Source organism: Microbacterium sp. 3J1 (assembly GCF_001049495.1).
GTDB lineage: Bacteria > Actinomycetota > Actinomycetes > Actinomycetales > Microbacteriaceae > Microbacterium.
In genome coordinates, this window is record NZ_CDWI01000009.1 from 83274 (window position 1) to 106627 (window position 23354).

The following is a 23354-nucleotide window of genomic DNA, read 5'->3' on the forward strand; positions in this document are numbered from 1 at the left end:
GGCCCAATGACCGCCGCCCCCGACGCCGCCCCCGACCTCGGCCCCGGCGTCGACCCCGACGACCTCGCCACCACGCTGCGCGTCCTCGCCGAGCTCCACCGGATCGACAATGAGCACCCCGACTTCGTCGCCGTCCGTCACGCGACCGCCGCGATGTTCAAGGCCGTCAAGCGCGTGCGCCGCAAGGAGATCCGCGACGCGATCGCCGAGGCCGACAAGGCCGTCGTCGCCCGCACCGCCACCGGCGCCCCCGACCGCATCGACGACGAGACCCGCGGCAACGATCTCGCGACGAGCGTCGTCGACGCCCCGATCGCCGGTGAGCTGCTCAAGCCCCGCAACTGCTACATCTGCAAGCAGCCGTACACGCTCGTCGACGCGTTCTATCACCAGCTCTGCCCCGACTGCGCGCGCTTCAGCCACGGCAAGCGCAACGCCCGCACCGACCTCACCGGCAAGCGCGCGCTGCTCACCGGCGGTCGCGCGAAGATCGGCATGCACATCGCGCTGCGGCTGCTGCGCGACGGCGCGCACACCACGATCACGACCCGATTCCCGCGCGACGCGGTCCGTCGGTTCTCGGCGCTGCCCGACTCCGCCGACTGGCTGCACCGCCTTCGCGTCGTGGGCATCGACCTCCGCGACCCCGCCCAGGTGATCGGCCTCGCCGACTCCGTCGCCGCGCAGGGCCCGCTCGACATCCTCATCAACAACGCCGCGCAGACCGTTCGGCGCTCGCCGGGGGCGTACTCGCTGCTGGCGGATGCCGAGCTGCAGCCACTTCCCGACGGTCCTCTGCCCGAGATGGAGACGTTCGGACACACCGCCGACCCGCATCCGCAGGCGCTGCAGGCGTCGGTCGACGCGCATCCGCTGCTGTCGGTCGCAGCCCTCGGCGGAACCGTCGCCGAGCAGGGCGGCCAGGCGCTGACGGCCGAAGACCTGGCGCGCCTCGCGATGGCCCCCGGATCGTCGTCGCTCGAGAAGCACGCCGACGGCACCGCGATCGACGCCGGCGGACTCGTGCCCGACGTCAACCGCGTGAACAGCTGGGTGCAGTCGATCGAGCAGGTGGATCCGCTCGAGATGCTCGAGGTGCAGCTGGCCAACACGACCGCGCCGTTCCTGCTCATCAGTCGGCTGCGTGCCTCGATGGCCGCCTCGCCTGCCCGGCGCACGTACGTGGTCAACGTCTCGGCGATGGAGGGGCAGTTCTCGCGCCGCTACAAGGGGCCGGGTCACCCGCACACGAACATGGCGAAGGCCGCGCTGAACATGCTGACGCGCACGAGCGCGGGGGAGATGCTCGAGACCGACGGCATCCTGATGACCGCCGTCGACACCGGATGGATCACGGACGAGCGTCCGCACTACACGAAGGTGCGCCTCGCGGAGGAGGGCTTCCACGCGCCGCTCGACCTCGTCGACGGGGCGGCCCGCGTGTACGACCCGATCGTCCGCGGCGAGGCGGGCGAGGACATCCAGGGCGTCTTCCTGAAGGACTACGAGCCCAGCCCCTGGTGACCGGGTCGACGCCGGGCGCCGGTTCACCTGGCTGGCGATCGCACGGATGGCTGGCTGATCGGTCGGCTCGGGGCCGCCGAGGCGTACGGCGGCCAGCCAAGTGAACGGGACGGGCCGCCCAGGCATGCGGCGGCCGGCCACATGAACAGGCGGGCCGGACGAGGCGGGCCGGCTACCGGGCGCGGATCTCGAGGTTCTCGGACGCCCAGGTGCCCAGCTGATCGAGGATCGGCAGCAGGCCCTGCCCGCTCGCGGTGAGCGCGTACGACACCGTCACCGGAGGGCCGGCGTCGACCGTGCGCGCGACGAGCCCGGTCTCTGCGAGTTCGGCGAGCCGGTCGGAGAGCACGGTGTCGCTGATGCCGGAGACCGCGCGGCGGAGCGACACGAACGTCGAAGGTCCGCCGCCGAGCGACGACACGATCATGCCGTTCCATCGCTTGCCGAGCACGCTGAAGGCCAGTGTGACGGCGGCATCGCACACATGACGCTCCTCGTCGATCTCGGCCATGCCGCCATCATACCTGTGCTACGTTAACCCGAGCCGCTAAGAAAAACAGAGCGGCTACGAAAACGAAAGGTCGTCATGTCCCTGTTCCGCCTGGATGCCAGCATCCTCCCCGCGTCGTCCGCCAGCCGCTCGCTCGCCGATCTGGTCGAGGCCGAGTGGACGGCATCCCACCCTGACTCCACCGTGACCCGTCGCGACCTCGCCGCGGATCCCGTTCCGGCCACGGCCTGGGCGGATGCCGTCACCGGCGGCTTCGTCGACGAGGCGCAGCGCACTCCCGCGCAGAACGAGGCCCGCGCCCTCGCCACGCAGTTCGCCGACGAGCTCATCGGCGCCGACGCGCTGCTGTTCGCCGTGCCCCTCTACAACTACGGCGTCTCGCAGCACTTCAAGACCTGGTTCGACCTCGCCTACACCGACCCGCGCATCGACCCGCAGGGCACCGCGCTGCGCGGCAAGCCTGCGACCCTCGTCACCGTGCTCGGCGGCAACTACGCCCCCGGAACCCCCAAGGAGGGCTGGGACCACTCCACCGGCTGGCTGCGCCGCGTGCTCGCAGACGTCTGGGGCCTCGACCTGCGCATCGTCGAGCGGCCCTTCACCCTCGTCGGCGTGAACCCGGCGCTCGACGCCTTCGCCGACGCTGCGCGTGAGCTCAAGGAGAACGCCGAGACGGATGCTCGCACCTACGGCCGCGAGCTGGCCGCGCTGCGCGGCGATCAGGTCGCCTGACCGCACCTCGTCACATCGATCGGGCTCGTCTCCGGCACGGCATGCGTGCGGAGGCGAGCTCGATCGCGTGAGGGCTGGGGGACTCAGGGGCTCGGATGCGGCAGCCACACCGTCACGTTCAGTCCGCCGCGCTCCTGGGCCGTGAGCACGAGCGATCCGTCGTGGGCGCGCGCGATGCGCTGGGCGATAGCCAGGCCGAGCCCGACACCGGCGTGATCGTCGCCGCGGGTCCGCTCCGCCCCGCGCTGGAACGGCTCGACGAGCGTCGCCACGAGGTGGGGCGGCAGCACCTCGCCGGTGTTCTCGACCACGACGGCCACGGCCTCGGGCAGGTTGTGCGTGCGCACGGTGACCGCGCCGCCCTGCGCCAGGTTGTGCACGATCGCGTTGTGCACGAGGTTCGTGACCAACTGCTGCACGAGCGGCGCCGACCCCTGCACCCGGGCCGCGTCTCCGGCGACATCGATGGTCACGCCGCGGCGGTCGGCCAGGGGGAGCAGGGTCTCGACGGACTCCTCCGCGAGCAGCGACAGATCGATCGGCTCGCGCGTGAAGGCGCGTCGCTCGGCCCGGCTGAGAAGCAGCAGCGCCTCGGTGAGCTCGATCGCTCGGGCATTGACCTCGTACAGGCGATCGATCAGTGCCTCGACGTCGCGGTCGGGGTCGTTGCGGGCGACCTCGAGCATCGTCTGCGAGATCGCCAGCGGAGTCCGCAGCTCGTGCGACGCATTGGCCGCGAACCGCTGCTGCTCGGCGACGTGCGCCTCGAGCTGTTCGAGCATGGTGTCGAACACGTCGGCCAGGTCACGGAACTCGTCACGGGGCCCCTCCAGGGCGACGCGGTGCGACAGCGAGCCCTGTGCCGCGAGCTGGGCTGCGCGTCCGATGCGGTCGAGCGGCGCCAGCATCCGCCCGGCGATGATCCAGCCGCCGCCCAGGCCGATGGCGAGCAGCACGAGCATCATCATGACAGCGGCCGGGATGAAGGCGCGGATCAGGTCGGAGCGGTTGGGCACGAACCGGTCGGCGACGATCGCGGCATCCGGCACGTACCTCAACAGGAAGACGGCGACCGCGGCGAGCAGCCCCACGCCCGACACGACGACGACGCCGGCGTAGCTCAGCGTGAGCTTCGCGCGGGCGCTCATCCCACGGCGCCGGGCGGGGCGGATCCCGTCAGCCATCGGCATCCGTCTCGATCCGGTAGCCGACCCCCGGCACGGTGAGGATCAGCCCGGGCTCTCCCAGCCGCTTGCGCAGCGACGACACCGTGATGCGCACGGCGTTCGTGAACGGGTCGGCGTTCTCGTCCCACGCGCGTTCGAGCAGCTCCTCGGCGCTGACCACTCCGCCCGCCGCGTCGACGAGCACCTCCAGCACCGCGAACTGCTTGCGCGTCAGGGCGACGTACCTGTCGTCGCGGTAGACCTCGCGGCGGAACGGATCGAGGCGGAGTCCCGCCACCTCCAGCACGGGAGGCCTGGCCCGCTGACGCCGCCGGTCGAGCGCGCGCAGCCGCATCACCAGCTCACGCAGCTCGAAGGGCTTCGTGAGGTAGTCGTCGGCGCCGATCGCGAACCCGGTCGCCTTGTCGTCGAGACGGTCGGCGGCCGTGAGCATGAGGATGGGGATGCCGCTGCCGGATTCGACGATCCAGCGGGCCACGTCGTCACCCGACGGGCCGGGGATGTCACGGTCGAGCACGGCGAGGTCGTAGGCGTTGACGCCGAGCATCTCGAGCGCCGTGTCGCCGTCGCCCGCGATGTCGGCCGCGATCGCCTCGAGTCGGAGTCCGTCGCGGACGGCCTCCGCGAGATACGGCTCGTCCTCCACGATCAGAACGCGCACCGGACAGCTCCCATGTGCTGAGAGCTTACGCACCCGCGCATATCGGGAGCGTATGCGAAACCGCATACGCCGTCGCAACGGGGGCATCCGTTGACTGAGGCGTATGAACTCACGCACCACCCTCTCTCGCCCCGGCATCATCGCGGCCGTGGCCGTCACCATGCTGATGGCGCTCGTCGTCGGCACGCTCGTGTTCCTGGGCCAGCAGTCGAGTGCTGTCGCCTCGCCGCCCGTCACGCGCGAGGAACTCACCGAGGCCGACGGCGTCGTCCGTGAGGAGGAAGCCCTCTCGGTGTTCGACGAGACGCCGGCGGTGTCGAACCTCGACCCAGCGCTGCTCGAGGCGGTGCGGGCTGCGGCGGTGGCGGCCGAGCAGGACGGTGTGCCGATGCACGTGAACAGCGGCTGGCGGTCGGCGGCGTATCAGCAGGTGCTCCAGCAGGACGCCGTGGAGGAGTACGGCTCCGCCGAGGAGGCGGCCCGATGGGTGGCGACGCCGGAGAACTCCGAGCACGTCTCGGGAGACGCGGTCGACCTCGGGCCGCTCCCCGCCCAGGACTGGCTGGCGCAGCGCGGAGCGGAGTTCGGGCTGTGCCAGATCTATGCCAACGAGCGGTGGCACTTCGAGCTGCGGCCCGCGGCCGTCGCCAACGGCTGCCCGATGATGTACGACAACCCGACCAGCGATCCGCGCACCCAGCGGTGAGGCGGGCGGCCTCGGCTACAGCCGGTCGACGGCCGTCACCGTGACGACGGCCGCGCCCTCCTCGTCGGATGCCGCGAGATCGACCGTCGCCGAGATGCCCCAGTCGTGGTCGCCCGCCGGGTCGTCGATGATCTGACGCACCGTCCACTCGGTCGCGCCCTCGGTGAGGAGCAGCAGCCGCGAACTGCGCGCATCCGCCCCGGTGAGGATCTCGTCGTGGTCGGCGAAGTAGCCGTCGAGGGCATCCGACCAGGCGTCGGCACCGAACGACGGATCGAGCTCCGCGAGAGCATCCACGTCCTTGCGCGCAGCGAGCTGCACCCGCCGGAACAGCTCGTTGCGAACGAGGATCCGGAACGCGCGGATGTTGGACGTGAGGCGTTTCGGCGCCGGAGGGACGATGGGCTCCTCGTCGGGGTCCTGCAGGACGCCGGCGACGAGGTCGGTCCATTCGTCGAGCAGGCTGGAGTCGACCTGACGCACGAGCTCGCCGAGCCACTCGATGAGGTCGCGGAGGTCTTCGTCCTTCAGCTCCTCGGGGATCGTCTGCGATGCGGCCCGGTACGCGTCCGAGAGGTAGCGGAGCACGACCCCTTCGGAGCGCGCGATCCTGTAGTACGCGACGTACTCGCCGAACGACATGGCCCGCTCGTACATGTCTCGAACGACCGATTTCGGATGCAGCTCGAAATCGCGGATCCACGGCTGAGCCGCGCTGAACGTCTCGAAGGCGGCGCCGAGTAGCTCCTCCAGCGGCTTCGGATACGTGACCTCCTCGAGCAGCTCCATGCGCTCGTCGTACTCGATCCCCTCACGCTTCATGGCGGCGACCGCCTCACCGCGGGCGAGGAACTGCTGCTGGCTCAGCACGGGACGGGGGTCGTCGAGGGTCGACTCCACGATCGAGATCATGTCGAGGGCGTACGACCCGGTTCCCGCGCCCGTCATCCCTTCCTGTGTCCCTGAGCCTGTCGACGGGTCGAGTAGCTCGAACGCCGCGAGGGCGAACGGCGACAGCGGCTGATTGAGGGCGAAGTTCGGCTGCAGATCGACGGTGAGACGGATCTCGCCCGCATCCGTCTGCTCGACGACACCCGACTCGAGGAGCGTGCGGTAGATGCCGATCGCCCGCAGGGCGAGCTCGCGCTGACGTCGCCGCGGCTCGTGGTTCTCGTAGATCAGCGCCCTCATGTTGCCGAAGACGTCGCCGCCGCGTGCGATGACGTTGAGCATCATCGAGCTCGTGATCTGCATGTGCGAGGTGAGCGTCTCGGGCTCGGCGTCGATGAGCTTGCGGAACGACGGCTCTCCCCACGACACGAAGCCGTCGGGAGCCTTCTTCCGCACGATCTTGCGCTTCTTCTTCGGATCATCGCCGGCCTTCTTGACCGCGGCGGCGTTCTCGCTCTCGTGCTCCGGCGCCTGCGCGACCACGGTGCCTGCCGTGTCGTAGCCGGCGCGGCCCGCTCGTCCGGCGATCTGGTGGAACTCGCGGGCGTTGAGCTGCCGCATCCGCTGGCCGTCGAACTTCGTCAGCGCGGTGAGCAGCACCGTGCGGATCGGGACGTTGATGCCCACGCCGAGGGTGTCGGTGCCGCAGATCACGCGCAGCATGCCGCGCTGGGCGAGTTGTTCGACGAGGCGGCGGTACTTCGGCAGCATCCCGGCGTGGTGCACGCCGATGCCGGCGCGGAGGAACCGCGAGAGTGTCTTGCCGAAAGCGGTCGTGAAGCGGAACCCGCCGATCAGGGCGGCGATCTCGTCGCGCTGCTCGCGGGTGGCGATCTTCGTGCTCGACAGCGCCTGCGCGCGCTCCATGGCGGCGGCCTGAGAGAAGTGCACGATGTAGATCGGCGCCTGGCCGGTGCCCAGCAGATCGTCGATGGTCTCGTGGATCGGCGTCGTCTCGTAGAAGTAGTGCAGGGGCACGGGCCGCTCGATGCCGGTGACGGATGCCGTGTCGCGGCCGGTCCTGCGGGTGAGGTCCGAGGCGAGCTGCGTCACATCGCCGAGGGTGGCCGACATGAGGATGAACTGGGCCTGCGGCAGTTCGAGCAGCGGCACCTGCCACGCCCACCCGCGGTCGGGGTCGCCGTAGAAGTGGAACTCGTCCATGACGACCTGGCCGACGTCGGCATCCGATCCCTGTCGCAGGGCGAGGTTCGCGAGGATCTCGGCCGTGCAGCAGATGATCGGCGCATCCGCGTTGACTGACGAGTCGCCGGTGATCATGCCGACGTTTGAGGCGCCGAACAGGTCGACGAGGGCGAAGAACTTCTCGCTCACCAGCGCTTTGATGGGGGCGGTGTAGTACGTGCGGCGCCCCTCGACGAGCGCCGCATAGTGCGCGCCCACCGCCACGAGCGACTTTCCGGTGCCGGTCGGCGTCGACAGGATGAGGTTGTTGCCTGAGACGATCTCGATGACAGCCTCGTCCTGCGCGGGGTAGAGGGTGATGCCGGTCGACTCCGCCCAGTCGACGAACGCCGTGTAGACGGCATCCGCATCGGAGCCCTCGGGCAGGGTCGTCGGGTCGAGCATCATGACTCGATCCTTTCACCCCCGTCGTGCCGCGGCAGACGAGGGGGCCGAGCAGGATTCAGCACGGATGCTCCGGATCGGCCCGTGGGCGGCCGAAATCGACCGGTTCGCCGCATCCCTGCTGAATACTGCACGCCTCAGACCGAGGTCGCGGCGCGCAGCGCGATCCGGATCATGTCGCCGAACGTCTGCTCGCGCTCCTGAGCGGTCGTCTGCTCGCCGGTGACGATGTGATCCGACACCGTGCAGATGCTCAGGGCCCTGCGGCCGTGGTAGGCGGCGAGGGTGTAGAGGCCGCTCGTCTCCATCTCGACGCCGAGTGCGCCGTGCGCGACGAACGGCTCCGTGAGCTCCGGGCGCGTGCTGTAGAACTGGTCGCTCGAGAAGAGCAGCCCGACGTGCACGGCGGAGTCCAGCGTCTCGGCCTCGCTCGCCTCGACGGCGGCGCGCAGCAGTCCGAAATCCGCGACCGGGGCGTAGTCGAGTCCGTGGAAGCGCACCCGGTTGATGCCGGAATCCGTGCAGGCGCCGTTCGCGATGATGATGTCGCGCACCGCGAGCTTCTCGGTCAGCGCCCCGCACGAGCCGACTCGCACGACGGTCTGCACGTCGTACTCCTCGAACAGCTCGCTCGCATAGATCGCCATCGAGGGCTGTCCCATGCCCGAGCCCTGCACCGAGACGCGGTGGCCCTGCCACGTGCCGGTGAACCCCAGCATCCCGCGGGTCTCGGAGTACAGCTCGGCGTTGTCGAGGAACGTCTCGGCGATCCACTTCGCACGCAGCGGGTCGCCCGGGAACAGGACGACGGGGGCAATCTGACCGGGCTCTGCGGCGATGTGCGTGCTCATGGATTCAGCGTAACCAGCGGTCTCTGCGTGGCGCGCCCGGGGCGTGGCGCGCTGGAGCGCAGCGCCGGACTTGAGATCATCGATACGGATGCGGTGACCGGCACCGCTGAGGAGGGACGACGATGTCCGACCAGATCTTCTTGTACGTGGCGCTCGGGCTGTATTTCGCCGGGATGCTGCTCATCGGATACTTCGCCTACAAGCGCACCTCCGACCATGAGGACTACATGCTCGGAGGCCGCAACCTGCCGCCGTGGGTCGCCGCGATCAGCGCGGGAGCCGCCGACATGTCGGGTTGGCTCGTGATGGGTCTGCCCGGGGCGATCTACGCCGCCGGGCTCATCGAGGCGTGGATCGCGATCGGCCTGACCATCGGCGCGTACCTCAACTGGCTGCTCGTGGCTCCGCGTCTTCGCGCCTACACCGAGGTGTCGCGCAACTCGATCACGATCCCCAGCTACTTCGAGAACCGGCTCCGCGATTCGACCCGCTCGCTGCGCGTCGTCTCGGGCCTCATCATCCTGGTCTTCTTCACTCTGTACATCTCGTCGGGAATGGTCGCCGCGGGCGTCTTCTTCGAGAGCTCGTTCAACGGCGACTACCTGTTCGGGATGCTGCTCGTCGGCGGGATCACGCTGCTGTACACGCTGTTCGGCGGGTTCCTCGGCGCATCCCTCACCGACGTCGTGCAGGGGCTGATGATGCTGATCGCGCTGATCGTGGTGCCCGTCGCGGCGGTGATCGCGATCGGCGGGCTCGAGGAGACGTCGACGCTCATCACCGAGAACGGCGGAGAGGGCTTCCTGTCGATGCTGGGCGGCGGAGCCGTCACGGGCGGCACGTTCCTCGCCATCGTCTCGGCGCTCGCCTGGGGCCTCGGCTACTTCGGGCAGCCGCACATCATCGTCCGGTTCATGGCGCTGCGCTCGCCGCAGGAGGCGAAGAGCGCGCGGCGCATCGGCATCTCGTGGATGGTCGTGTCGATGTTCGGCGCGATCGTCTCAGGACTCGTCGGCATCGCCTACATGGCGCAGCAGGGCATCACGCTCGACAACCCCGAGACGGTCGTGCTGCTGATGTCGCAGACGCTGCTGCATCCGTTCGTCGCCGGTCTCGTGCTGGCCGCCGTGCTCGCCGCCATCATGAGCACCGTCTCCAGCCAGCTGGTGGTGTGCTCGTCGGCGCTGGTCGAGGACCTCTACAAGGTGGTGCGCAAGACGCCGCCGTCCGAGAAGCGGCTCGTGCTGATGGGACGCATGGCGGTGCTCGTCGTCGCGATCATCGCGATCATCCTCGCGATCACGCCCAACGACTCGATCCTCGGCCTCGTGTCGTTCGCGTGGGCGGGATTCGGGGCCGCCTTCGGCCCGATCATCCTGCTCAGCCTGTTCTGGCGCAAGCTCACGAACTGGGGGGCGCTCGCCGGCATGTTCGTCGGTGCGGTGACGGTGTTCGTCTGGAAGGGGCTGAACACCGGGCTGTACGAGCTGCTGCCCGCGTTCGTGTTCGCGTTCGTCGCCGCGGTGGTCGTGAGTCTCGTCACCTACCGGCGCAACGACGAGATCGAGCAGGAGTTCACCGACACCGGGGCGATGCTGGCGATGCCGCGTCCGCACGCCGTGGGCGACACTCCCTGACCTGCGCGGGCTGGGCCGGCAGTCACGCCGGCTCAGCCTTCGCGTGTCAGCCCTCGCGGCGCCGCACGATCTCCCCGATCCACGCGGGCGCGAACGGCGATGTGCAGCCCGGCGCCGTCGGATAGTCGGCCAGCACCTGCAGGCGCTCGCCGATCTCCAGCGCCCGCGCCCGGAGCTTCGGGTGGAAGATGCCGATGTTCGCCAGGGTCTCGTTCATCGCCCACTGCAGTCGCTTCGGGGCGTCTCGGAGGTCGCGCTCGATCAGATCGAGCAGGTGGTCGAGGTCGAGTCCGTCGGCGTCCTTCGCGACCCGCACCGTCGTGAGCGACCAGGCCGCGGCCGCGACCGTCGGGTCGGGGTCGTCGAACCAGCGCAGGCGCAGCTCCTCGGCGAGCGGCGTCTTCTTCGCGACGTAGTTGACGAACCAGTCGTTGATCTTCGGCTGGTCGGTCTCGCGCAGCATGGCATCGAGCTCATCGGCGGTGAAGGCGCCGGGAGTGCAGATCAGCAGGGCGAGCAGCCGGGCGGAGGTGTCGCCGGTGGTCCACAGCTTCTTCGCGAGGGGGTGATCCGTCTTGATGCGCTTCGCGACGGCGCGCAGCTTGCTGAGGTTCATGCCGTGCAGGTCGCCGCGCTTCTCGTTCGCGGCGCGCATCTTCGGATCCTGGAGTGCGCCGAGCTCGGCGAGGGCCTCGGGAACGGTCGTGTCGGACATGGGAACAGCGTAGGCCTGCGGGGTTGTCAAGGCCTGGCCGCGCGCGCCTCGCTCGGCATACCGTCGGAGAAACGGACGGAAGGAACGCACATGAGCACCGACAGCGGACACGACGACATCGACACCGACCGGAACGACATCAGCAGCGAGCCGTCGCCGGGAGCCGAGGGGAACGACGTCCTCGGCGCCGAGGACAACAAGGGCGAGCCGCGCACGGTCGTGCCGTCGGGTGCGGACGACGAGGACGGCGACGGCGACGTCCTGGCCGACGACCCTGAGCAGGACTGAGTTCTCACGCGCCGGGGCGGGCCATCGCCCGTGCACGATTCAGCATAGAAGGGCGGGACCGGGCTGGTTCGGGCCCGAAAGGCGCCGCGCGGACCGTTCGTGCTGAATCGTGCACGCGCGCCCGCCGCGACCCGCTCACTCCTCGCCGACGAGCTCGCCGCGGATGCGCCGCAGATCCTCCATCAGCGATCCGATGAGGATCCAGTGCGCCGATGACGGGGGCGCGATCACGAGCGGCGCCGTCAGTGCGGGGATGGCCGAGGTCAGCGCCTCCGGCTCCGGCGACACGTCCGCGATCTGCACCGCGAGGCGCACGTCGTGGCCGGCGCGGCGCAGCTGATCGGCGATCGCCCCGACTGCGGGCTCCCGCCCGATGGTGTCGTCGTAATGGTCGAAGTAGGCGCGGGTCATCCCGATCGTCTGCGTGACGATGGGCGTCAGCTTCTCGAGCAGTCCGCGCATCTCGGCGAGCTCCTGGCGATGGTTCGACCTGCGCGGATTGAGGGTCAGCGACTCCTCGCCCGCCGCGATCGACGCCTCAGCGGCATCTCGCATCGGGCGCAGCAGCCGCACCTCGACCATGAGCTCCCACAGCTTCTCGGGAGTCTGGGGATGGGGGAGCGCCGCCGCCAGGCGGTCGAGGCTCGCAGCGAGCTCGCTGCCGAGCAGCCCCAGATCGCGTCGCGCGGGGCCGACGAGCACCGGGGGCACGATGAGCGCGTTGACGACGATGCCGATCGCGACGCCGATGAGCGTCTCGACGATGCGCGCGAACGCGTAATCGGGAGTGGATCCGAGTGCGAGCACCAGCATCGCCGAGATCGCGACCTGATTGCCGGTGCCGGGCGTCGCACGGAAGACCCAGGCGACGAGCATCGCCACCACGATGGCGAGCAGCACGATCCAGCTCGGCGACCCGAGCAGCAGACCGAGGGCGACGGCGATGACGACGCCGATGATCACGCCGATGCTGCGCTCGAGCGCCTTCGACAGCGATTGGTTGATGCTGGGCTGCACGACGAGCAGGGCGGCGATCGCAGCGAACACGGGGAGCTGCCCCGGCACGACCCACCCCGCCAGCAGCCAGGCGGCGATGGTCGCCGCGGCGGACTTCACCACCTGCAGCAGCGGCGAGCGCTTGGAGGCGCGGATCGCGGCGGGGATGCGCATGCGGTCAACCGTACTCGCGCGGCATCCGACGCCGGCATCGTGCCCGGCATCCGACGACTGCTCGCCGCATGATAGACGGGCCGCCGTGCTTCGTCCACGGGGGGAATGTCTGGTGCCGATGAGGCGGAGAGTGGGGCTCCCCACCCCAGACAGCGAGGAGACACCATGTACTTCCACCTCCAGCAGCTCATCAACGACATCGAGGTCGACGAGCCGGACCCCGCGGCGGCGAACGCCCTGCAGGAGGGTCTCGGCGGTCAGTTCGGCGAGATGCGCACGATGATGCAGTACCTGTTCCAGAGCATCAACTTCCGCGGGCCCTCGGCCAAGCCGTACCGCGACCTGATCCAGGGCATCGGCACCGAGGAGATCAGCCACGTCGAGCTCATCGGCACGACGATCTCGCGTCTGCTCGACGGCTCGCCCGAGTATCACGGCAAGAAGGATGCTCCGGTCGACGCTCCTGGTGCCGGCGGCGCGGTGCCGCTGAACATCGCGCTGGACCACAGCAACATCCACCACTATCTGGTCGGCGCGCAGGGCGCGATGCCCGTGGACGCGGCGGGCAACCCGTGGCTGGGCAGCTACGTGTACAACTCGGGCAACCTCGTGCTCGACCTGCTCTACAACCTGATGCTGGAGTCGACGGGACGTCTGCAGAAGTGCCGTCTCTACGAGATGACGGCCAACAAGACCGCGCGGTCGACGATCTCCTACCTGATCGTGCGCGACCAGGCGCACGAGAACGCCTACGCCAAGGCACTCGAGACCCTGGGCGTGAACTGGCGGACGGCCCTTCCGATCCCGAAGACCAACGCCGAGAGCTTCCCCGAGGTCAAGCGGCTGCTCGATCTCGGGCTGCAGAGCAAGCAGTACTCGTTCGATCTCGACGACCTCTCCGAGGCCGGGAAGATCTTCCAGGGCATGTCGCCCTCGGGTGACGGCACGACCCTCGACGCGAGCGAGCAGGCGCCGGAGGGCGTGCCGCTGGTGATCTCGCCCGAGCGTCCGGAGGAGTTCGCGCCGGGTGCGGATGCCGACCTGCGAGCTCTCATCGAGGCCACCGCCGCGATGGAGATGGCCGACATCGACGCGACCTTCGGCCGGATGTCCTGACCCGCGAAGGGTGGTGCGCCGGGCGGTCGATGTCAACCCCGTCGCCGAATCCGCGCGCCCGAGGCTGAATAGACCCACACGAACAAGACCGACGAACAGTGAGGAGCATCACATGGTGCAGATCATCGAGACCATCGACGTCCACGTTCCCGTCGACATCGCCTACAACCAGTGGACGCAGTTCGAGAGCTTTCCCCAGTTCCTCGACGAGGTGGAGTCGATCACGCAGATCGACGACACCCACAACCGCTGGAAGGTGAACGTCGGCGGCGCGACCCGCGAGTTCGACACCGAGATCACCGAGCAGCACCCGGACGAGCGGGTGGCGTGGAAGAGCATCGGGGGCGAGACCGAGCACGCGGGCGTCGTGACGTTCCACAAGCTCGAGGACCTGACGACGCGTGTCACGGTGCAGATCGACTGGGAGCCCGAGGGGCTCCTCGAGAAGGTCGGATCGCTCGTGGGCGCGGGTTCGCATGCGGTCAAGAAGGACCTGAAGAACTTCAAGGAGTTCATCGAGAAGCGAGGCGCCGAGACCGGCGCCTGGCGCGGTGACGTGGACGCCTGACACGACCCCAGGTGACGAGGCCCGGACGACAGCATCGCTGTCTCCGGGCCTCGTCGCGTGCACTGAGGTAGGCGGAGCCCGAAGATAGGGCATCCGTCCGATGCCGCGAGGGGGCCTCAGAGCGGAGTGTGAAGACATCACCCCGACAGAGGAGATGTCATGTACGAGCACCCGTACCTCGCCTACACGGTCACCGCGTTCGATCAGGAGCAGCGGGAGCGAGCGATCGAGCGCCGCCGGTTCATCGCCGAGCACCCCGATCAGATCGTCCCCCGGGCAGCAGGCCCGGTGCGGCGGATGCTGCAGCGGATGCGGCTCCGCGGCGCCGGAACCTCGGATGCCGTCGCGTCGGCGGATCGGCGCGCGGGCGGCGTCTGCGAGCCCGTAGCCGCGCGGTGACCCGGCCTTCCACGCTGCCGACGGCAGCGGCCCTCCCGGATGTCGGAGAGGGGTGGCACGATGAAGCCATGCCCCCCTCCGCTCCGAGCGCTGCGATGGTCGGCCGAGACGCCGAACTCGCTGCCGTGCGCGCGCTCTTCGAGCGATCCGCGTCGGGTGTGCCTGCCGCTCTGCTCGTCGAGGGCGAGGCCGGGATCGGCAAGTCGCGGCTCATGCGCGAGTTCGGCGGCGAAGTGGCGAACCGCGCCGATGTGCACGTCGGCTGGTGCCTCGACCTCGGGTCGTCGCGCACGCCCTTCGGGCCGATCACCGGCATCCTGCGTTCCCTCGCGACGCGGCTCGGCGCCGATCGCATCCGCGAGGAGCTCGGCGTCGGCATCCAGGCGCTCGGCATGCTGCTGCCCGAGCTGAACCCCACCGAGCGCGAGCAGACGAGCCCCGACCGGCTGCGCGACGCGATCGCCGCGCTGATCGAGGCGGCCGCCGAGCACGCCCCCCAGGTGCTCATCATCGAAGACCTGCACTGGGCCGACGACTCGACGCTCGCACTCCTCTCCTTCCTGCTGCGCACGCTCGATCGCGGCCGCATCCTGCTGCTGCTCACCTGTCGCAGCGACGACGTGCGCCGTGGCGACGCGGTGAGCCGTTTCATCGGCGAGGCCACGCGGGCCCGGCTCCTCGACCGGGTGACGGTCGGGCGGCTCGACGAGGCCGCCGTGCGCGAGCTCGCGGAGGCGATCACGGGTCGACCGCTCAGCGAGATGTCCGTCGACCGCATCCACAGCCGTGCCGAAGGGGTGCCGTTCTTCGTCGAGGAGATCGCCGGATGCTCGACCGGCCCGCTCCCGACGAGCCTGCGCGACCTGCTGCTCGCCCGCTTCGACCGGCTCGGAGACGACGCGAGACGCGTGGTTCAGGTGGTCGCGGGTGCCGAGCGACCGCTCTCGCATCCGCTCGTCGCGCAGCTGGTCGATCTGCCCGACGGCAGGCTCGACGAGGCGATCCGCGAGGCGACGCTCAGCGGCATCCTCCTCGTCGTCGACGACGAGTACCGGTTCCGGCACGCCCTGCTCCGCGAGGCCGTGCACGACGACCTCCTCCCCGGTGAGCGAGCACGACTGCATCGGGCGTATGCCGAGCTGCTCGAGACCCGCAGGACCCACCACGATGCGCCCGACCCCGCCGCGCTGGCCTATCACTGGCAGCTCGCGCAGGACGACCGTCGCGCGCTCGCCGCGGCGGTGGCGGCGATGCTCGACGCCAAGTCGAGGTTCGCCTTCGCGAGCGCCGCACGCTTCGGCGAGCTGGCCCTCGATCTGTGGATCCAGGTGCCCGATGCGCAGAGCGTCGTCGACATCGATCGCCTCGAGCTGCTGCGGAGCCTGGGTTCCGTGCTGCGCAACGCAGGCGACGGTGAGCGGGCGCTCGCCGTGGTCGACCTCGCTCTCGAGGAGATCGATCCCGAGACCGTCGATCCGCGGATGCATGCGCGTCTCCTGCGCGACCGGGCGTATTACGTCATGAATCTGGGGCGGGCAGGGTCCGTCGCGATGCTGCAGGAGTCGTTGTCGATCCTCGACGCGGGCGATGTCGACGACGACCGGCTGAGGGCGTCGATCCTCAATCAGCTGGGCAGTCGGCACATGGTGGCGGGCGACGCCGAGCAGGCGATCGCGCTGGCGGGCGAAGCGGGCGAGCGCGCGGTCGAAGCCGGTTCCGCAGAAGAGGAGTCGATCGCGGCGAACATCCGCGGCGGCGCTCTCTCGCACCTCGGGGACCTCGCCGCGGGCCACCGCGAGTTCGCCTTCGCCCTGAGCCGGGCCACGACCACCAACGCCGAGCTGCGCTACCGGGTGAACTACTCCGACCTGCTGACGCTGCTGGGGCGCTTCCGCGATGCCGTCGACGTCGCGGAAGAGGGCGTGGCCCGCGCCCGTGCCATCGGCGTGGAACGCACGACCGGCGCCATCATGACTCAGAACATGGCGGTGCCGCTGCTCGAACTCGGCGAGATCGAGCGGGTCGAGGAGATGCTGGCCCGTGAGCTCGCGCAGGGTGGGCTGCGGATCTTCCGGATGTACGCGACGATGACGCGGGTGCGCGTGCTGTCGTGGCGGGGTCGGCACGACGAGGCGGCCGAGATCCTGCGGGAGTGGCGGCCTGCCTTCCAGGAGACAGGCCTCGCCGAACGCCAGATCTGGTACGACGGGATCATGATGCGGGTCTCCGTCGCCGAGAGCAGGGGTGACCTCGAAGGCGCTCTGAACGAGATCCGGGAGATGCTTCACGACGACGGGCCCGTGCAGCTGCACCAGCGCCGGCTGATGCTCGAGGCGGCCTGGCTGATCGCCGAGCTGCGGGCGACGGGCACCGCTGTCGCCGAGGCATCCGACGAGATCCGTGCGGCCTGGCTCGCGCAGCCCGAGCAGCTGCTCGGCGACACCTGGTGGTCGATCGTCGAGGCGTTCCTCACGCCGTCGATTCCCGCGCTGCGGGCCGCCGTCGATCTGGCGGACGGCGACGACGTTCCGGTCACCTTCCGCGTGATGACGCGTCTCGAACTCGCACGGGTGCTGGTGGACGAGGGCGAGCGCACCGAGGCGTCGGCCGTGATCGCCGCCGCCGCGCGGATCGCAGAGCGTCTCGGACACGTGCAGCTCATCACCGCGGTCGGCGTCTTCTCCGCAGCGGCGGGGCTCGGGGCATCCGACGCTGCCTCCCGCGCGGCATCGGATCCCGCGGACGTCGACCCGCTGACGGCGCGCGAGCGACAGGTGCTGTCTCTCATCGCCGAGGGGCTCAGCAACCGCCAGATCGGTGAGCGACTGTTCATCAGCGCCAAGACCGTGAGCGTCCATGTCTCGGCCGTGCTACGAAAGCTCGATGCCGGCAGCCGCACGGAAGCCGCGGTGAAATACCGATCTGCAACTTTCTCTGCCACTATTCAGCCCGCCGTGGTACCGTGAAACTGTGTGCGCGTCGGATGTTCCGTCACGGCACAGGCCGCGAGAGCGGCCGTTCAACAGAAAGTAGAAAACACATGGCCACTGGCACTGTGAAATGGTTCAACGCGGAGAAGGGCTTCGGCTTCATCGCTCCTGATGACGGCTCGGACGACCTCTTCGCCCACTACTCGGCTATCGCCGGCTCCGGTTTCAAGGAGCTCCGCGAGAACCAGAAGGTCGAATTCGACGCTGAGCGTGGCCCCAAGGGCATGCAGGCGGCGAACATCCGCGCTCTCTGAGCGCGCGCTGACTTCCTGAAGCCGGCCGGACCCTCACGGGTCCGGCCGGCTTTCTGCATACCCGGGGGAGTTTCGCCACCCGAGCCGACGGAACCGAGATGAGGCTCGCCTAACTTTCTGTTAGATTAGGCCAGGCTTACCAAAGCCTGGCGCCCTCTGCGCCGCACCCCTCCTCCCAACCCGAAGGGAATGCCTGTGCGCACCTCTCGACTCCTCGCGGCCGCCGGTACCGCTGCAGCCCTCGCGCTCAGCCTCGCGGCCTGTGCCACCCCGGCTGCCGACTCCGGCTCCGACTCCGCCGGCTCGAACCCGGCCGACGACAGCGCCTTCCCCGTCACCGTCGAGCACGTCTACGGCGAGACCACGATCGAGGAGAAGCCCGAGCGCGTCGCCACGATCGCCTGGGCCAACCACGAGGTGCCTCTCGCGCTCGGCATCGTGCCCGTCGGCATGAGCAAGGCGTCCTGGGGCGACGACGACGACAACGGCATCCTGCCCTGGGTCGAGGAGAAGCTCGACGAACTGGGCGGCGAAGAGCCCGTGCTGTTCGACGAGTCCGACGGCATCGACTACGAGGCCGTCGCCGACACCAACCCCGACGTCATCCTGGCCTCGTACTCGGGCCTGACGCAGGAGGAGTACGACACTCTCTCCAAGATCGCCCCCGTCGTCGCGTACCCCGAGGTCGCCTGGGGCACCCCGGTCGACGAGATGATCGAGATGAACTCCAAGGCTCTGGGCCTCGAGGCCGAGGGTGACGCCCTCATCGAAGACCTCCACGCCGACGCCGAGGCGGCGCTCGAGGCGAACAGCGCCCTCAAGGACAAGAAGGTCCTCTTCGCGTACGTCGACCCGACCGACCTCAGCCAGGTCGGCTACTACACCGCGATCGACACGCGCCCCGGCTACCTGAACGACGACCTCGGCCTTCCGCTGCCGTCGATCGTCGAGGAGAACGCCGACAGCACCGAGTTCTACCTGACGGTGAGCTCCGAGCAGGCCGACACCTTCGACGACGTCGACGTGTTCGTGACGTACGGCGACGACTCGCTCATCGCCACGCTGCAGGCAGACCCCCTGCTGTCGAAGATCCCGGCCGTCGCCGAGGGGCGCATCGCGATCCTCCCCGATGCCACGCCGATCGCCGCATCCGCGAATCCGTCGCCGCTGTCGATCCCGTGGGGTCTCAGCGACTACCTCGCCCTGCTGGCGGCACCGCTCACGAAGTGACGTCCGGCGTCACCTCCGCGCACTGAGCACACCTGGGCACCACTGTGACCGCTGTCACCATTCCCACGCCGGGCACCGCAGACCTGCGGCGCCCGGCGTGGGCGCGCACCCTCTGGCTGCTCGCCGGAGTGCTCGTGCTGCTGGTGCTCTGCATCCTCTCCGTCTGCTTCGGCGTCCGCGCCGTGAGCATCGACGACGTCTTCGCCGCTCTCGCCGGTCAGGACGACACCCTGGCCCAGGCCGCGATCGTCAAGCGCTTCCCGCGCACCGTGCTCGCGCTCCTCGTGGGCGCGGCGCTGGCGCTCTCGGGCGCGACCATGCAGGCCGTCACGCGCAACCCGATCGCCGACCCCGGCATCCTCGGGGTATCGAACGGCGCCTCCCTCGCCGTGGTCCTCGGTCTCGCCGTCGTGGGCCTGACCGACCCGTACGGCCAGATGGGCCTCGCGATCATCGGCGCCGCGGTCGCTGCGACCTTCGTCTACACGGTCGGATCCCTGGGTCGCGGTGGTGCGACGCCGCTCAAGCTCGCGCTCGCCGGCGCCGCGACATCCGCGGCGTTCGGCTCTCTCATCAGCGCCATCATGCTTCCCCGTGTCGACCTGCTCCAGGCCTTCCAGTCCTGGCAGATCGGCGGGGTCGGCGGAGCCGAATGGCCCCGCATCGCGATCACGGCCCCGGTTCTCGCGCTCGGCGCCCTCATCTGCATCGCGAGCGCGCGCGGCATGAACTCCCTCGCCCTCGGCGACGACATGGCCAAGGGCCTCGGCGAGCACGTGTTCCGCACGCGTCTCGTCTCCGCGCTCGGCGCGGTCATCCTCGCGGGCGCTGCGACGGCGATCGCGGGTCCGATCGGCTTCGTCGGTCTCGTCATCCCCCACGTGTGTCGGATGCTGATCGGGACCGACCACCGCTGGCTGCTGCCGTTCTCGGCGATGGCGGGTGCCGCGCTCCTGCTCGCGAGCGACATCATCGGCCGCGTCATCGCGCCGTCGTCGGAGGAGATCCAGGTCGGCATCATCACCGCGATCATCGGGGCTCCGTTCTTCATCTGGATCGTTCGTCGCACGAAGGTGCGTGAACTGTGAGCATCATGAACCGGATGGCGCCGTCGCAGACCCCGCCGCCCCCGTCGGACCGCGACCAGATCGCCGCGATCGTCGCGGGTCGCCGAGCCCGTCACCGTCGTCATGCGGTCGCGACGATCGTGCTCGGTCTGCTCGTGCTCGGACTGTTCACCGTGTCGCTGATGATCGGCAACACCTTCTACCCGCTCGACGAGGTCATCCGCGTCATCCTGGGCGAGACGGTGCCGGGAGCCTCGTTCACCGTCGGCGAGCTGCGCCTGCCGCGGGCTGTGCTCGCGATCCTCGCCGGCCTGTCGTTCGGCATCGCGGGCGTCTGCTTCCAGACGCTCCTGCGCAACCCGCTCGCGTCTCCCGACATCATCGGCATCTCCGACGGTGCAGGTGCTGCGGCTGTGATCGGCATCATCGTGCTGTCGCTGGACGGTCCGGTCGTCTCGATCCTCGCGCTCGGCGGCGCCCTGCTGACCGCCGGGGCCATCTACCTGCTGTCGATCAAGGGCGGCTTCGCCGGCACCCGTCTCATCCTGATCGGCATCGGCGTCGCCGCGATGCTGCAGAGCGTGATCTCGTACACGCTGTCCCGCGCCGCGAGCTGGGACATCCAGACGGCGATGCAGTGGCTGACCGGCAGTCTCAACAACGCCTCGTGGGATCGCGTCGGCCCCCTCCTCATCGCCGCGGCGGTCATCGTGCCGCTCATGCTCTCGCGCGGCCGAGCCCTGGGAGCACTGCAGCTCGGCGATGACTCGGCATCCGGCCTCGGCGTGCGGGTGAATGCGACCCGCCTGCTGTTCATCCTCGGCGCCGTCGCCCTGCTGGCCTTCGCCACCGCGGCGACGGGCCCGATCGCGTTCGTCGCGTTCATGGCCGGTCCGATCGCGGCGCGCATCACGGGCCCCGGGGCCACTCTGTTGCTGCCGAGCGCCTTCGTCGGCGCCGTGCTCGTGCTCGCCGGTGACCTGATCGGTCAGTTCGCCTTCGGAGCGCGCTACCCGGTCGGGGTCATCACGGGCGTCATCGGCGCCCCGTACCTCATCTACCTGCTCGTCCGCACCAACCGCTCGGGAGGCTCCCTGTGACCGAGGCGCACACCCTGACCGCTGAGTCGGTCACCCTCGCCTACGGCGATCGCACCATCATCGACGGGCTCGACCTCGCGATCGCCCCGGGCAAGATCACGACGATCGTGGGGGCGAACGGATGCGGCAAGTCGACGTTGCTGCGCTCGCTCGCCCGGCTGCTCTCACCGACCGCCGGCCAGATCGTTCTCGACGGCAAGTCCGTGCACGCGCGACCCACCAAGGAGGTCGCCCGGATCCTGGGGCTGCTGCCGCAGTCGCCGGTCGCTCCCGAGGGCATCGCCGTCGCCGACCTCGTCGGCCGCGGACGGCATCCGCATCAGAAGATGCTCGCCCGCTGGAGCACCCACGACTACGAGGTGGTGGCGGATGCTCTCGCCGCGACCGGCACCACCGATCTCGCCGACCGCAGCGTCGACGAGCTCTCGGGCGGCCAGCGTCAGCGGGTGTGGATCGCGATGGCTCTCGCGCAGGAGACCGACATCCTGCTCCTCGACGAGCCGACGACGTTCCTCGATGTCGCGCACCAGGTCGAGGTGCTCGACCTGCTCACCGACCTCAGCGTCTCGCGCGGCACCACGATCGTCATGGTGCTGCACGACCTCAACCTCGCCGCCCGTTATTCGGACGAGCTCGTCGCGATGAAGGAGGGCCGGGTGCACGTGACCGGCACCCCGCAGGACGTCGTGACCGCCCAGCACGTCGAAGAGGTCTTCGGCCTCGCGAACCAGATCACGACCGACCCGGTCTCGGGCAAGCCGATGGTCACCCCGATCGGAAGGCATCATGTCCGCTGAGACCACCACCACCGACCGTCCCACCTACGTGCTCGCCCGTGCCAAGGTGCGCCGGGTCTCGCGGGTCTCGCCGAACTTCGTGCGGGTCACCTTCGGCGGCGACGAGCTGGCCGAGTTCGCCACCCCGGGGCACGTGTTCGACGCACGGATCAAGCTGATCTTCCCGCCGGCCTCCGGAGTCCTCCCCGACCTCGACCGCAGCACCGACGACTGGTGGGGGTCGTACCTGGCGGTGCCCGAGGCCGAGCGCGGCTCGATGCGCACCTACTCGGTGCGCGAGCTGCGCGTCGACGCGGCATCCGGCACCGAGATCGACGTGGACTTCGTGCTGCACCTCGCGCCCGGGCTCACCGGTCCGGCATCGCGCTGGGCCGACGCCGCGGCGGTCGGTCAGGAGCTGTTCGTGATCGGCCCGCGCCGTGGCGCGATCGGGCACGGGGGAGCCGAGTACGAGCCGGGGACCGCGTCGTCGGTGGTGCTCGCCGGCGACGAGACCGCCGCACCGGCGATCGCGCGCATCCTCGAGGACGCCCCGCGCGATCTCCGCGGTGTCGCGTTCATCGAGGTGCCGACCGGTGACGATGTGCTGACGATCGATGCTCCGACGGGTGTCGAGGTGCAGTGGCTGCCGCGCTCGGAGGGGCAGCTGCAGGGGCTGCGGCTCATCCCCTCGGTGCTCGAGTACCTCGGCGACGCCGATGCCTCCGACGAGGTCGAGGTCGAGGACATCGAGACCGAGGAGCTCCTCTGGGAGACGCCCGACTACTCGGGTCTCGGCGAGCAGATCGACGCGGCGGATGCTCCCGCGGAGCGCTACTTCTGGATCGCCGGCGAGAGCGGGGTCGTCACGACGCTGCGTCGCCACCTGGTGAAGGACCTCGGCATCGATCGCGGACAGGTGGCCTTCATGGGTTACTGGCGTCGCGGTGTCGCGATGCGCGGCTGAGTCCCTTCAGCACGGGTCGTCAGCACGCCCGCAACGAAGGAGATCTCCTGGAACGAAGTCGCTGAAGGTGTATACCGGCCGCACGTCGATCGCCCTCGCTGAGAAGCTCGGTCAGCAGGCGACCGTCTTCCCCAGTCACCACGGCGGCTTCATGGGCGGAGAGTTCGGCTACGCCGGTCAGCCCGAGGCCTTCGCCGCCACGCTCCGCGAGGTGCTCGACCAGCCACGGTGAACCGTTCCGGCCGCACGTCGCGTCGCTCGACGCACGCGCGGTCGCTTCCCGGGATGCTGCTCGGTTGGCACCTGGTGTCGCTTCGACGCGCGGACGGCGGCGCGGGGTGCCAGGTGAATCGCAAGATGAGTG

The 23354-nt window shown here is 69.6% G+C and carries 23 protein-coding genes; 16 read left to right on the forward strand and 7 right to left on the reverse strand.

Annotation, left to right across the window (positions count from 1 at the left end):
• Positions 1-6 precede the first annotated feature (6 nt).
• Positions 7-1524 (forward strand): SDR family NAD(P)-dependent oxidoreductase, encoded by a 1518-nt coding sequence (locus tag BN2660_RS06975; RefSeq protein ID WP_091229162.1) that lies wholly within the window; start codon positions 7-9, stop codon positions 1522-1524.
• 172 nt (positions 1525-1696) lie between these two features.
• On the opposite strand, the gene BN2660_RS06980 is transcribed toward BN2660_RS06975, so the two are convergent.
• The gene (locus BN2660_RS06980) at positions 1697-2035 is read right to left on the reverse strand and encodes a winged helix-turn-helix transcriptional regulator (RefSeq protein ID WP_091229166.1); all 339 of its coding nucleotides are present in this window, start codon (positions 2033-2035) and stop codon (positions 1697-1699) included.
• Between the two features lie 75 nt (positions 2036-2110).
• Between BN2660_RS06980 and BN2660_RS06985 the strand changes: the two genes are divergently transcribed.
• A complete protein-coding gene (locus tag BN2660_RS06985; RefSeq protein WP_091229171.1) occupies positions 2111-2767 on the forward strand; it encodes an FMN-dependent NADH-azoreductase in 657 nt (218 codons plus the stop codon).
• Between the two features lie 83 nt (positions 2768-2850).
• Here the strand turns inward: BN2660_RS06985 and BN2660_RS06990 are convergent, their stop codons facing one another.
• Together BN2660_RS06990 and BN2660_RS06995 are read right to left on the reverse strand one after the other, a co-directional pair.
• Complete coding sequence (locus BN2660_RS06990; RefSeq protein ID WP_091229175.1) at positions 2851-3915, reverse strand: sensor histidine kinase; 1065 nt, start codon at positions 3913-3915, stop codon at positions 2851-2853.
• A 28-nt stretch (positions 3916-3943) separates the two neighbouring features.
• Entirely contained in the window at positions 3944-4615 is a 672-nt protein-coding gene (locus BN2660_RS06995; protein WP_091229179.1) for a response regulator transcription factor, read from the reverse strand.
• A 103-nt stretch (positions 4616-4718) separates the two neighbouring features.
• Here BN2660_RS06995 and BN2660_RS07000 point away from each other — a divergent pair, with 103 nt between their 5' ends.
• Positions 4719-5321 carry a M15 family metallopeptidase gene (locus tag BN2660_RS07000; RefSeq protein WP_091229182.1) on the forward strand — a complete coding sequence of 201 codons (603 nt, stop codon included), beginning with the start codon at positions 4719-4721 and terminating at the stop codon, positions 5319-5321.
• Positions 5322-5336: 15 nt separating this feature from the next.
• On the opposite strand, the gene BN2660_RS07005 is transcribed toward BN2660_RS07000, so the two are convergent.
• Both BN2660_RS07005 and deoD read right to left on the reverse strand, forming a co-directional pair.
• Positions 5337-7865, reverse strand: a complete 2529-nt coding sequence (locus BN2660_RS07005) for a DEAD/DEAH box helicase (protein ID WP_091229185.1) — start codon at positions 7863-7865, stop codon at positions 5337-5339.
• Between the two features lie 134 nt (positions 7866-7999).
• Positions 8000-8713 (reverse strand): purine-nucleoside phosphorylase, encoded by a 714-nt coding sequence (deoD, locus tag BN2660_RS07010; RefSeq protein ID WP_091229188.1) that lies wholly within the window; start codon positions 8711-8713, stop codon positions 8000-8002.
• A gap of 122 nt (positions 8714-8835) precedes the next feature.
• On the opposite strand from deoD, the gene putP reads away from it, so the two are divergent.
• On the forward strand, positions 8836-10350 hold the full coding sequence (putP, locus tag BN2660_RS07015; protein ID WP_091229191.1) for a sodium/proline symporter PutP: 1515 nt from the start codon (positions 8836-8838) through the stop codon (positions 10348-10350).
• Between the two features lie 46 nt (positions 10351-10396).
• Here the strand turns inward: putP and BN2660_RS07020 are convergent, their stop codons facing one another.
• The gene (locus BN2660_RS07020) at positions 10397-11065 is read right to left on the reverse strand and encodes a DNA alkylation repair protein (RefSeq protein WP_091229195.1); all 669 of its coding nucleotides are present in this window, start codon (positions 11063-11065) and stop codon (positions 10397-10399) included.
• Positions 11066-11155: 90 nt separating this feature from the next.
• On the opposite strand from BN2660_RS07020, the gene BN2660_RS07025 reads away from it, so the two are divergent.
• Complete coding sequence (locus tag BN2660_RS07025) at positions 11156-11353, forward strand: hypothetical protein (RefSeq protein WP_091229199.1); 198 nt, start codon at positions 11156-11158, stop codon at positions 11351-11353.
• Positions 11354-11488: 135 nt separating this feature from the next.
• Here the strand turns inward: BN2660_RS07025 and BN2660_RS07030 are convergent, their stop codons facing one another.
• A complete protein-coding gene (locus tag BN2660_RS07030) occupies positions 11489-12523 on the reverse strand; it encodes an FUSC family protein (protein ID WP_091229202.1) in 1035 nt (344 codons plus the stop codon).
• Positions 12524-12688: 165 nt separating this feature from the next.
• Between BN2660_RS07030 and BN2660_RS07035 the strand changes: the two genes are divergently transcribed.
• The 11 genes from BN2660_RS07035 to BN2660_RS07085 all read left to right on the forward strand — a co-directional run bounded on the left by BN2660_RS07035 (position 12689) and on the right by BN2660_RS07085 (position 23222).
• Positions 12689-13639, forward strand: a complete 951-nt coding sequence (locus BN2660_RS07035) for a manganese catalase family protein (RefSeq protein WP_091229205.1) — start codon at positions 12689-12691, stop codon at positions 13637-13639.
• A gap of 112 nt (positions 13640-13751) precedes the next feature.
• Positions 13752-14207, forward strand: coding sequence for an SRPBCC family protein (locus BN2660_RS07040; RefSeq protein WP_091229208.1), 456 nt, complete (start codon positions 13752-13754; stop codon positions 14205-14207).
• 159 nt (positions 14208-14366) lie between these two features.
• Positions 14367-14606 (forward strand): hypothetical protein, encoded by a 240-nt coding sequence (locus BN2660_RS07045; RefSeq protein ID WP_091229212.1) that lies wholly within the window; start codon positions 14367-14369, stop codon positions 14604-14606.
• A gap of 68 nt (positions 14607-14674) precedes the next feature.
• Positions 14675-17572 carry an ATP-binding protein gene (locus BN2660_RS07050; protein WP_091229215.1) on the forward strand — a complete coding sequence of 966 codons (2898 nt, stop codon included), beginning with the start codon at positions 14675-14677 and terminating at the stop codon, positions 17570-17572.
• 74 nt (positions 17573-17646) lie between these two features.
• Positions 17647-17850 (forward strand): cold-shock protein, encoded by a 204-nt coding sequence (locus BN2660_RS07055; protein ID WP_017831237.1) that lies wholly within the window; start codon positions 17647-17649, stop codon positions 17848-17850.
• 195 nt (positions 17851-18045) lie between these two features.
• Complete coding sequence (locus tag BN2660_RS07060; protein WP_091229688.1) at positions 18046-19080, forward strand: iron-siderophore ABC transporter substrate-binding protein; 1035 nt, start codon at positions 18046-18048, stop codon at positions 19078-19080.
• A gap of 44 nt (positions 19081-19124) precedes the next feature.
• Positions 19125-20168 (forward strand): FecCD family ABC transporter permease, encoded by a 1044-nt coding sequence (locus BN2660_RS07065; protein WP_091229217.1) that lies wholly within the window; start codon positions 19125-19127, stop codon positions 20166-20168.
• Between the two features lie 5 nt (positions 20169-20173).
• Positions 20174-21247, forward strand: coding sequence for a FecCD family ABC transporter permease (locus tag BN2660_RS07070; RefSeq protein WP_255305079.1), 1074 nt, complete (start codon positions 20174-20176; stop codon positions 21245-21247).
• Complete coding sequence (locus tag BN2660_RS07075; RefSeq protein ID WP_091229220.1) at positions 21244-22044, forward strand: ABC transporter ATP-binding protein; 801 nt, start codon at positions 21244-21246, stop codon at positions 22042-22044. Before BN2660_RS07070 ends, BN2660_RS07075 begins: the two co-directional genes overlap by 4 nt.
• Positions 22034-22990, forward strand: coding sequence for a siderophore-interacting protein (locus BN2660_RS07080; protein ID WP_091229223.1), 957 nt, complete (start codon positions 22034-22036; stop codon positions 22988-22990). The genes BN2660_RS07075 and BN2660_RS07080 overlap by 11 nt, the downstream gene beginning before the upstream one ends.
• Positions 22991-23057: 67 nt before the next feature.
• Complete coding sequence (locus BN2660_RS07085; RefSeq protein WP_218054103.1) at positions 23058-23222, forward strand: hypothetical protein; 165 nt, start codon at positions 23058-23060, stop codon at positions 23220-23222.
• The last annotated feature ends 132 nt before the right edge of the window (positions 23223-23354 follow it).

Bases quoted from the DNA above. Each gene is read 5' to 3' on its own strand.
- putP (WP_091229191.1), top strand. From the start codon at position 8,836: ATGTCCGACCAGATCTTCTTGTACGTGGCGCTCGGGCTGTATTTCGCC.
- BN2660_RS07050 (WP_091229215.1), top strand. From the start codon at position 14,675: ATGCCCCCCTCCGCTCCGAGCGCTGCGATGGTCGGCCGAGACGCCGAA.
- BN2660_RS07030 (WP_091229202.1), bottom strand. From the start codon at position 12,523: ATGCGCATCCCCGCCGCGATCCGCGCCTCCAAGCGCTCGCCGCTGCTG.
- BN2660_RS07040 (WP_091229208.1), top strand. From the start codon at position 13,752: ATGGTGCAGATCATCGAGACCATCGACGTCCACGTTCCCGTCGACATC.
- BN2660_RS07005 (WP_091229185.1), bottom strand. From the start codon at position 7,865: ATGATGCTCGACCCGACGACCCTGCCCGAGGGCTCCGATGCGGATGCC.
- BN2660_RS06975 (WP_091229162.1), top strand. From the start codon at position 7: ATGACCGCCGCCCCCGACGCCGCCCCCGACCTCGGCCCCGGCGTCGAC.
- BN2660_RS06980 (WP_091229166.1), bottom strand. From the start codon at position 2,035: ATGGCCGAGATCGACGAGGAGCGTCATGTGTGCGATGCCGCCGTCACA.
- BN2660_RS07025 (WP_091229199.1), top strand. From the start codon at position 11,156: ATGAGCACCGACAGCGGACACGACGACATCGACACCGACCGGAACGAC.
- BN2660_RS06985 (WP_091229171.1), top strand. From the start codon at position 2,111: ATGTCCCTGTTCCGCCTGGATGCCAGCATCCTCCCCGCGTCGTCCGCC.
- BN2660_RS07035 (WP_091229205.1), top strand. From the start codon at position 12,689: ATGTACTTCCACCTCCAGCAGCTCATCAACGACATCGAGGTCGACGAG.
- deoD (WP_091229188.1), bottom strand. From the start codon at position 8,713: ATGAGCACGCACATCGCCGCAGAGCCCGGTCAGATTGCCCCCGTCGTC.
- BN2660_RS07000 (WP_091229182.1), top strand. From the start codon at position 4,719: ATGAACTCACGCACCACCCTCTCTCGCCCCGGCATCATCGCGGCCGTG.
- BN2660_RS06990 (WP_091229175.1), bottom strand. From the start codon at position 3,915: ATGAGCGCCCGCGCGAAGCTCACGCTGAGCTACGCCGGCGTCGTCGTC.
- BN2660_RS07070 (WP_255305079.1), top strand. From the start codon at position 20,174: ATGAACCGGATGGCGCCGTCGCAGACCCCGCCGCCCCCGTCGGACCGC.
- BN2660_RS07020 (WP_091229195.1), bottom strand. From the start codon at position 11,065: ATGTCCGACACGACCGTTCCCGAGGCCCTCGCCGAGCTCGGCGCACTC.
- BN2660_RS07045 (WP_091229212.1), top strand. From the start codon at position 14,367: ATGTACGAGCACCCGTACCTCGCCTACACGGTCACCGCGTTCGATCAG.
- BN2660_RS07080 (WP_091229223.1), top strand. From the start codon at position 22,034: ATGTCCGCTGAGACCACCACCACCGACCGTCCCACCTACGTGCTCGCC.
- BN2660_RS07055 (WP_017831237.1), top strand. From the start codon at position 17,647: ATGGCCACTGGCACTGTGAAATGGTTCAACGCGGAGAAGGGCTTCGGC.